7 protein-coding genes are annotated in these 8,839 nt (G+C 67.5%); 4 read left to right on the top strand and 3 right to left on the bottom strand.

What is annotated here, in order from left to right:
* Window positions 1-210 (bottom strand): WGR domain-containing protein (locus I0C86_RS04500; protein WP_196199918.1); only part of this gene is annotated, 210 nt, incomplete at its 3' end.
* Between the two features lie 842 nt (window positions 211-1,052).
* Here I0C86_RS04500 and katG point away from each other — a divergent pair.
* From katG to I0C86_RS04485, 3 genes are all read left to right on the top strand, one after another.
* Window positions 1,053-3,266: a catalase/peroxidase HPI gene (gene katG, locus I0C86_RS04495; RefSeq protein WP_196199917.1), complete on the top strand. Its 2,214-nt coding sequence runs from the start codon at window positions 1,053-1,055 to the stop codon at window positions 3,264-3,266.
* Between the two features lie 146 nt (window positions 3,267-3,412).
* Window positions 3,413-4,288, top strand: a complete 876-nt coding sequence (locus tag I0C86_RS04490) for a tetratricopeptide repeat protein (RefSeq protein WP_196199916.1) — start codon at window positions 3,413-3,415, stop codon at window positions 4,286-4,288.
* A complete protein-coding gene (locus I0C86_RS04485) occupies window positions 4,192-5,277 on the top strand; it encodes a tetratricopeptide repeat protein (RefSeq protein WP_196199915.1) in 1,086 nt (361 codons plus the stop codon). The genes I0C86_RS04490 and I0C86_RS04485 overlap by 97 nt, the downstream gene beginning before the upstream one ends.
* Before the next feature lie 60 nt (window positions 5,278-5,337).
* Here the strand turns inward: I0C86_RS04485 and I0C86_RS04480 are convergent, their stop codons facing one another.
* Both I0C86_RS04480 and I0C86_RS04475 read right to left on the bottom strand, forming a co-directional pair.
* The gene (locus I0C86_RS04480; protein WP_230393542.1) at window positions 5,338-6,042 is read right to left on the bottom strand and encodes a lytic polysaccharide monooxygenase; all 705 of its coding nucleotides are present in this window, start codon (window positions 6,040-6,042) and stop codon (window positions 5,338-5,340) included.
* A gap of 89 nt (window positions 6,043-6,131) precedes the next feature.
* Complete coding sequence (locus tag I0C86_RS04475) at window positions 6,132-8,402, bottom strand: ATP-binding cassette domain-containing protein (protein WP_196199913.1); 2,271 nt, start codon at window positions 8,400-8,402, stop codon at window positions 6,132-6,134.
* Window positions 8,403-8,478: 76 nt separating this feature from the next.
* Between I0C86_RS04475 and I0C86_RS04470 the strand changes: the two genes are divergently transcribed.
* Window positions 8,479-8,682 carry a hypothetical protein gene (locus I0C86_RS04470; RefSeq protein ID WP_196199912.1) on the top strand — a complete coding sequence of 68 codons (204 nt, stop codon included), beginning with the start codon at window positions 8,479-8,481 and terminating at the stop codon, window positions 8,680-8,682.
* Window positions 8,683-8,839: the final 157 nt, after the last annotated feature.

Here is an 8,839-nt window from a genome sequence, read left to right as displayed (position 1 = left end):
CAGGCCCTTACGTACCTTTTCGCCGATCTTCTTGGCCGCTTCCTGCCGGGCCCGCGCGTTGTCGGCGTACGACGTCGACTTGACCCGACCACGGTCCCCGATCCGGCCGTAGCGCATCGTCAACTGCGGTCCGTCCACGGTCACCTCGTAGAACTTGTGCGTTCCACCACCCGGTTCGGACAGTTCGAGGTACGTCGTCTCCTGGAACAAGGCGGGCCTCCGAGGGGAAGAGGAGTGACTGCGGAGCGTGGGGAAGGGTGAACCATCGACCGGCATACGACCGGCGCGGCGACGGAGGAAACGCTATCCATCGGCTCCGACAATTTCACCAGGCCCGGTCGCCGCCGTTGGGTAACCGCTGGTGGAGCGGTTGTGTAGATCGTCCTGTGGCAGTTCGAGGTCGCCGAAACGGCTCGTCACCGGTCCCGACCGGTCCGCCGTCGATGTGGTCGCGCACCAGCACGGGCGGATGGCTGGCGGCCGCGGCGGATGGGCCCGGCGGAGGACGCCGCGCCGTGTCGAGCCTGAAACGGGCATGGCGACACTGATTCGGTGCTTTTGAGTGATGATATCCGGGTCAGGGCCGATATCGGCCCGCGGCTGTGCTTCTCGTGCGTGCCCGTTGGCAGGGTCGTAGCCGGCTGCCGCTCCGTGCCCTGAAGGAGGTGCCAGGTGCGTCATGTAGCTCAACGGTCCGAACACGAGGCCGAGGAACGGTGCCGGATACTTGATTGGTTCCAGAAAAAGAGTGAGACTTCACGGCGTGCCAACGACGCGCGAGGTTCCCCGCCAGGCCGTTCACGACGTGCTGTGCGTGCTGACCACTGCGGGGCTGGCGCGGCGTTCGAGCCGACGGTCTGCGTCTACGCGATCGGCGAAGCCGATGTCGCCTACCGGAGCAGGTGCCCCGGGTGTGTCACGGCAACCTCCGCCTCGCCAGGCAGTTGACCGCAGACACCCGACGCGCGACACGACAGAACCGCACAGTCTTGGACCGGAGCAACCGACGGCAAGAACAATCGGTCAACAGACCGAGACAAGGAAGGAAAGACGTGTCTGACAAGAAGGACGCGACCGAGAGCGTCAGCGAGAGTGAAAACCCGGCGATCCCCGCGCCAACTGTCAAGGCGACCCGGCCCAGGACGAACCGGGACTGGTGGCCGAACCAGCTGGACCTCTCGGTCCTCCACCAGCCCTCACCCCGGTCCAATCCCATGGGCGAGGACTTCGACTATGCCGAAGAGTTCAAGAAGCTTGACGTCGAGGCGCTCAGGCGGGATCTCTTCGAGCTGATGCAGACGTCGCAGGACTGGTGGCCGGCCGACTACGGCCACTACGGACCGCTCTTCATCCGGATGAGCTGGCACGCGGCGGGCACGTACCGCATCGCCGACGGACGGGGTGGTGGTGGCAGCGGTTCGCAGCGGTTCGCGCCGCTCAACAGCTGGCCGGACAACGCGAGCCTGGACAAGGCGCGCCGGCTGCTCTGGCCGATCAAGCAGAAGTACGGCCGCAGGATCTCCTGGGCGGACCTTCTGGTCTTCGCCGGCAACTGTGCGTACGAGTCCATGGGGTTCAAGACCTTCGGGTTCGGGTTCGGGCGCGAGGACATATGGGAGCCCGAGGAGGTCTTCTGGGGGCCGGAGGACACCTGGCTCGGTGACGAGCGCTACAGCGGTGACCGGGAGCTTTCGGGGCCGCTCGGCGCCGTACAGATGGGCCTGATCTACGTGAATCCGGAGGGACCTGCTGGCCACCCGGACGCGCTGGCCTCCGCCCGGGACATCCGGGAGACCTTCGGCCGGATGGCGATGAACGACGAGGAGACGGTGGCGCTGATCGTCGGCGGTCACACCGTGGGCAAGGCACACGGTGCGGTCGATCCGCAGTACCTCGGCCCGGAGCCGGAGGGTGCCCCCGTCGAACAGCAGGGTCTCGGCTGGAAGAACTCCTACGGCAGCGGCAAGGGCGCGGACACCCTCACCAGCGGGTTGGAGGGTGCGTGGACCAAGGAGCCGACCAGGTGGGACAACGGCTACCTGGACAACCTGTTCGGGTACGACTGGGAGCTGACGAGAAGTCCCGCCGGTGCGAAGCAGTGGAAGCCGAAGGACGCCTCGGCCGAGGGGACAGTGCCGGACGCCCATGATCCGTCGAAGCGGCACGCCCCGATAATGCTGACCTCGGACCTGGCGCTGAAGATCGACCCGATCTACGAGCCGATCGCCCGGCGCTTCTGGCAGAACCCGGACCAGCTCGAGGAGGCGTTCGCCAAGGCGTGGTTCAAGCTCTTGCACCGCGACATGGGACCGGTCTCGCGTTACCTCGGCCCGTGGGTTCCGCAGCAGCAGCTGTGGCAGGACCCGGTTCCCGCGGTGGACCACGAGCTGGTCACGGACGAGGACGTCGTCACGCTCAAGGGCAAGGTCCTCGAGTCGGGGCTCTCCGTCTCCCAGCTGGTCAGCACGGCCTGGGCCTCGGCAGCCAGCTTCCGCAGCACCGACAAGCGTGGCGGTGCCAACGGGGCCCGTATCCGCCTCGCGCCGCAGAAGGACTGGGAGGTGAACGACCCGGCCGAACTGGCCACCGTGTTGGGGACGCTCGAACGGATCCAGCAGGACTTCAACGCCGCACAATCGGGCGGCAGGAAGGTGTCGCTCGCCGACCTGATCGTCCTGGGCGGATGCGCGGCCGTCGAGCAGGCGGCCAGGAGCGCCGGGCACGACATCACGGTGCCGTTCGCGCCGGGTCGTACGGACGCGTCGCAGGAGCAGACCGACGTGGACACGTTCGACGTCCTCGAGCCGAGGGCCGACGGGTTCCGCAACTACCTGCGTGCCGGGGAGAAGTTGTCGCCGGAGACCCTGCTGCTCGACCGGGCGTTCATGTTGAGCCTGACCGCACCCGAGATGACGGTGCTGATCGGTGGGATGCGGGCCCTGAACGCCAACGTCGGGCAGTCCCCGCACGGCGTCTTCACCGACCGGCCCGGGACACTGACGAACGACTTCTTCGTGAATCTGCTCGACCTGGGCACGGAGTGGAAGGCAGCGGAGTCGGCGGAGAACGTCTACGAGGGCCGGGACCGCTCCACAGGCCAGGTCAAGTGGACCGCGACCGCCGTCGACCTCGTCTTCGGTTCGCACTCCCAGCTCCGAGCCAACTCGGAGGTCTACGCGACCTCCGACGCTGGCGAGAAGTTCGTGCGTGACTTCGTGGCCGCGTGGGACAGGGTCATGAACCTCGACCGGTTCGACCTGGCCTGATCCGGATGTCCGGGCCGGCCGCCGATCGGCCGGCCCGGACGCCTCGGGGCACGGAGGATGCTCGCGTGGCTACCACCGGTCCGGGCCGGTCGAACACCTGGAATTTGCATGGTTCACCTCTCGTCGACATCGGATATCGTCCGTCGGTGACTTCGGAGGAGAACAACGCCAGGTACGGGCGAGCGGACCACCTGTGCGAGCTCGGACGGTGGACCGATGCCGAACATGCGCTCGGCATCGTGCTCGCGGCCGACCCGGATCATCCGCAGGCGCTGGCCCGGCTCACCGAGGTACTGGAGAATCTGGACCGTCCGGAAGAGGCGGCCGAGGTGGCGCAACGGCTGATCGAGGCCCATCCCGAGGACCCGACCGGATACCTCGCGCTCGCCGAGGCGCTCGTCCGCCAGGGCGAGCGTGTCCAGGCTGAGCCGCATGTGCGGTTCGCCCTCGAACTCGACCCCGGCGCGGCGATCGCCTGGCAGCAGCTCGCCGAGGTCCTGACCCACCTGTCGGAGCGCGGGGACGAGGCGGTGGCGGCGGCATGCCGATCCGTCACGCTGGCCCCCGAGGACGCCGAGATGCATGCCACGCTGGGCGACGCGCTGCTGGTGGCCTTCGGTGACGGTCCCGCGGCGGAGGCCGCCTACCTGACCGCGCTCGGGCTGGCGCCCGAGGACGGCGGCATCCGGCTCCGACTCGGCCTCGCCCGGTTGCAGGTCGGCCGGCTCGACGACGCCCGGAACGACTTCTTCGAGGGACTGCGCCGGGAAGCGAGTCTGCGCCACGTGAGCACCGTGGCGATGACTCTCCGGCTGCTCGGCGTTCCGGACCGGTACGCCGAGCTGTACGCCTCGGTCTGTGCCGCCATGGTGAGCCGGCCACCGTGGATCGCACCGATCCGGAGGTCATCGAGGACCAGCTCGACATGGCCGTTATCTGGTGGGACAACGGTGCGCGGGCCGCCGCGCTGGAGGTGCTGGAACTGCTGGTCGACGCGAACCCGTACTCCGTCGAGGGCCTGACCACGCTCGCCGAATACCGGTTCGAGTCGGGGCGGTTCGACGACGCGGAGATTCTCGCCGAGCGGGCACTCGCGGTCGACCCGGACGCGCCGGCGGCGTTGTTCGTCCTCGGGCTGGTGTGCGAGGCGCGTGGGGACGGCGCCGGGGCGGCGGACTGGTTCGAGCGGCTCCGGGCGCTTGCGGTGGACGCGGAGGACCGCGACTGGATGATGGAGGCGTTGATCAACCACCGGATGGCAGGCCGCCATCCGGAGATGATCCTCTGGTACGAGGAGACGGCCACCGCCGATACCGCGACGGCGCCGGTACCGCTACCAGAGCCGGAGCCGGTGCCGCCGACGCTTCCGGCCGGCGGTGCGGCGCGTCCGGTCATCGACGGCGAACCGACCGGTCGACTCGCCGCGATCAAGGCCAAACTGGAGTTGCTGAAGCGACTCGAGGCCGAGCACGGCTTCGGCATCCACGTCGAGGAACCGGCGACGCTCGAACACATTCCGGAACTGCCGTACGGGGTCGTGGAGGTGTTCAGCCTCTTCCGCCGGCTGGAGGGCGCCTGTCTCCGGATCGAGCAACCGATCGAGATCAACAGCCGGACCGCGTGGCTCACCCGCCGACGCGACCCGCATGATCCATTGGGAAACCCGCTGAGGATCGGATGCGTACGACGCCGGACCCGGCTGTCCAACCCCGACATCGAGGACGGAAGCCCGATCCTGCTGGACGCCGAGACCGGCCGGGCCTTCGCCATCGACCCGGACGACTACGTGTTTCACTACAAGCATCCCTACGAACACGTCGAGATCGAGTATCTCGGCGCCGACGCGGTCGCCTTCTGCGACGACTACCTGCTCGGGGAGAAGTATCCGTGGCTGGTGAAGTCCGTCGTCGGAGCCGACGTCCGCACCGATCGGATCCGCAAGGGCCGGTACAAGGACGAACTCGCCGACACCTGGATGCGGTTGCTGGTCAGCGCCGGACTTGTCCCATGACGCCGGCAGGTCGCGGGCCGCGTCCTGGGACGCGGCCCGCGAGCGTCTCCGGCGGTGACGTCAGGAGATGTTCACGTCACTGCAGAAGAAGTACGCCTGGTCCATGTGGCTCGCCTGCCAGATGGTGAACACGACCGCGCGCCCGGAGTGGTTCGCCGTCGCGTTGATCTTCAGCTGGACGCCGCCGGTGGGGGAGGTGGCCCGCTGCCACTGCGCGGCGGGTGTTCTGCCGACCGTCGTCACCAGGTCCAGGTCGCCCCAGCCCAACGCCTGGGTGGTCGGGTTGAAGCCCGACTTGCTGACGTAGACGCGGACGAAGTCGGCACCGTGGCTGGCCTGGTCGTGCAGCGTCAGGGTGAAGTTGCGACCGACGCTCTTGGCCTGCCAGTTGCCGACCGCGTCGAGCGAGTTGCCGAGGCCGCCCTCGGCCCCGTTGATGCTGCACAGTTTTCCGTTCGGGACAGCGCCCTGGAAGTTGCCGCCCATCCCGTTGCGGTACAGGCTCATCCAGCTCCACATGGTGTTGGGGTTGGCCTGCCATGCCTGGTAGCACATCGGGTCCTGGGTGGCCATGGCCGGGTTCTGGAAGTTGTTGCCCCATCGCTGCCAGCAGCCGAAGTTGCGGGACGGCATGTCGATGATGTTGCCGTGCGCGGACGCGGGGGTCGGCACCGTTGCCGACACGGCCACGACGGCCAGCGATGCCGCCGCCAGGGCGAGCACCCGGACCAGCCAGGTGCGGCGGGCTGTGGCCAATATTGCCATAGGGACACCTCCGTGCAACAAAAGTAGAGACATCCAAAGTAATCGATGTCTCTCTCGGTTACCAGGCGCCGAGGACGCCGGGACCGGGCTCAGGCCGGTACGGCGGCGCCGACGTCCCGGCGGACGTACTCCGCGGTGTACGAGTTCGTCGCGTCGAGCAGTTGCACCGGGGTTCCCTCGAACAGGACCGTGCCGCCCTGGCTGCCGCCCTCCGGACCGAGGTCGATGATCCAGTCGGCGTTCTTGATGACGTCGAGGTTGTGCTCGATGACGACCACCGAGTTACCGCTGCTCACCAGCCGTTCGATGATGTCGAGCAGGTGCTGGATGTCGGACATGTGCAGCCCGGTGGTCGGTTCGTCCATCACGTAGACGGTGCCGCCCTTGTGCAGTTCGGTGGCGAGCTTGATGCGCTGGCACTCCCCGCCGCTCAGCGTGCTCAGCGGCTGGCCGAGCTGGAGGTAGCCCAGGCCGACGTCGTTGACCGCCTGGAGGATCGTCCGAAGCTTCTTCTCGGGGAAGAACTCCAGGGCGTCGGCGGCCGGCATCCGGAGTACGTCACTTATCGACTTCCCGCGCAGCTTGTGCTCGAGTACGTCGTCACTGAACCGGCGACCCTCACACACCTCACACGTCGACCGGAGCCCGTCCATGAACGCCAGGTCGGTGTAGATGACGCCCAGCCCCTGGCAGTTCGGGCAGGCGCCCTTGGAGTTGAAGCTGAACAGCGCGGCCGGGACGCCGTTGGCCTTGGAGAACAGCTGCCGGATCGGGTCGAGCAGCCCGGTGTAGGTGGCGGGGCTGGACCGGATCGAGGCGCCGACGGCGGACTGGTCGATCACGATCGCCTCGGGGTGCTGACCGACGAAGACGTTGTTGATCAGCGTGCTCTTGCCCGATCCGGCCACCCCGGTGACCACCACCAGTACGCCGGTCGGGATGTCCACGCTGACGTTCTTCAGGTTGTGCACGTCGGCGGCGACGACCTTCAGGTGCCCGGTCGGCTCGCGGTAGGTGGTCTTCAGCGGCAGCCGGTGCTCCAGGTACCGCCCGGTCGGGGTGTCGGCCGTGCGGAGTTCGGCGACCGTGCCGCCGAAGAGGACCTGACCGCCGCCGGCCCCGCCCTTCGGGCCGATGTCGATCACATGGTCGGCGATCTCGATGACGTCCCGGTCGTGTTCGACCACGAGCACGGTGTTGCCCTTGTCGCGCAGTTTCACGAGCAGCCGGTTGAGCCGTTCGACGTCCCGGGCGTGCAGGCCGACGCTGGGCTCGTCGAAGATGTACATCATGTCGACGAGGCTGCTGCTCAGGTGCCGCACCATCTTGATCCGCTGGGACTCGCCGCCGGAGAGGGTGTCCGTCGGCCGGTTGAGGCTGAGGTAGCCCAGGCCGATGTCCACCAGGTTGCCGACCCGGTCCAGCAGGCTCTCCACCACCGTCGCGCCCTGCGGGTCGGTGAGACTCCGCAGTACCGCGACCAGTTCGGTCGCCTCCATCGCGCCGAGCTGCGCGATGTTGTGGCCGTCGATCTCACTGCCCAGCGCCGCCTGGCTGAGCCGGTCGCCCTTGCAGAGCGGGCAGGTCCGCTCGGTGACGTACCGGAGGAAGACCTTGCGGTTGCGTTCGGACATCTCGGCGGCGTCCTTGCGGATGTACAGCCGGGTGAACTTGTTGACGGCACCTTCGTAGGTGGAGTTGATCGTGGTGCCCTGCCACTCCAGCGGGACCTTGCCGTCGCCGTACAGCAGTGTCTGCCACTCCTGTTCGGAGTAGTCGGCGAGCGGCTTGTCCAGGTCGAAGTGGCCGGAGGCGGCGTACATCTTCCAGTACCAGCCGGTCCTGGCGAAGTCAGGGTGCAGCAGGGCGCCGTCGTTCAGCGACTTCGAGCGGTCGAGGAAGACGTCGAGGTCGAGCTGGACGGACTTGCCGAGCCCCTCACACTCCGGGCACATGCCCTGCGGGTCGTTGAAGGAGAAGGCGTTGGAGAACCCGACGTGTGGCTTGCCGACCCGGGAGAAGAGCAGGCGCAGCAGGGTGTAGATGTCGGTGATGGTGCCGACGGTCGACCGGGAGCCGCCACCGAGCCGCTTCTGGTCCACCACGATGGCGGCGGAGAGATTCTCGATCGTGTCGACGTCCGGTTGCCCGTACCGGGGCAGGAAGTTCCGGGCGAACGCGGTGAACGTCTCGTTGAGCTGGCGCTGTGCCTCCGCCGCGATGGTGTCGAAGACGATGGACGACTTTCCGGACCCGGAGACGCCGGTGAAGGCCACCAACTGGCGTTTCGGCACCCGCAGCGAGACGTTCCGAAGGTTGTTCTCCCTGGCCCCGGTGATGACGATATCGTCGGCCGCCATGCGTTCCCCCTATTTCCGTATGGTGTACGACAACGAGCACCGTACACCATCCGGACGTCTCACCTAACGTGGGGAGATGGACCCTTCGGCCGTCTGGCAGGACCGGAACCATCGCTGGCGGATCGAGGCTGTTCGCGCCCCTGACCTGCGGTTCGCCGTCTACGCCACCAACGGTACGACCGAGTCGGCACCGCTGTGGCTGTACGGGATGTCGGCGCTGGCCCGCTGGCTGATGATCCAGAACATCGAACTGGGTGACCTCGAACAGGTGGAGTTGTAGTTTTCCTTCTTGACCTTCCAATGTGGTGTAGGTAACTTCCGAGGCGACCCCCTTCCCGTACCCCGCCCCCGGAGGCCGCCGTGCAACGCAGAAGGTTCCTCGCCAGCACCGCCGCCGTGAGCGCCCTCGGCGCGACGGCCGGCACCCTGGGCAGCGC

This window comes from Plantactinospora alkalitolerans (genome assembly GCF_015690345.1).
Taxonomy (GTDB): Bacteria; Actinomycetota; Actinomycetes; order Mycobacteriales; family Micromonosporaceae; genus Plantactinospora; species Plantactinospora alkalitolerans.
Note: the sequence above shows the minus strand (reverse complement) of the source record. Positions and strands in the feature narration are given on the sequence as shown.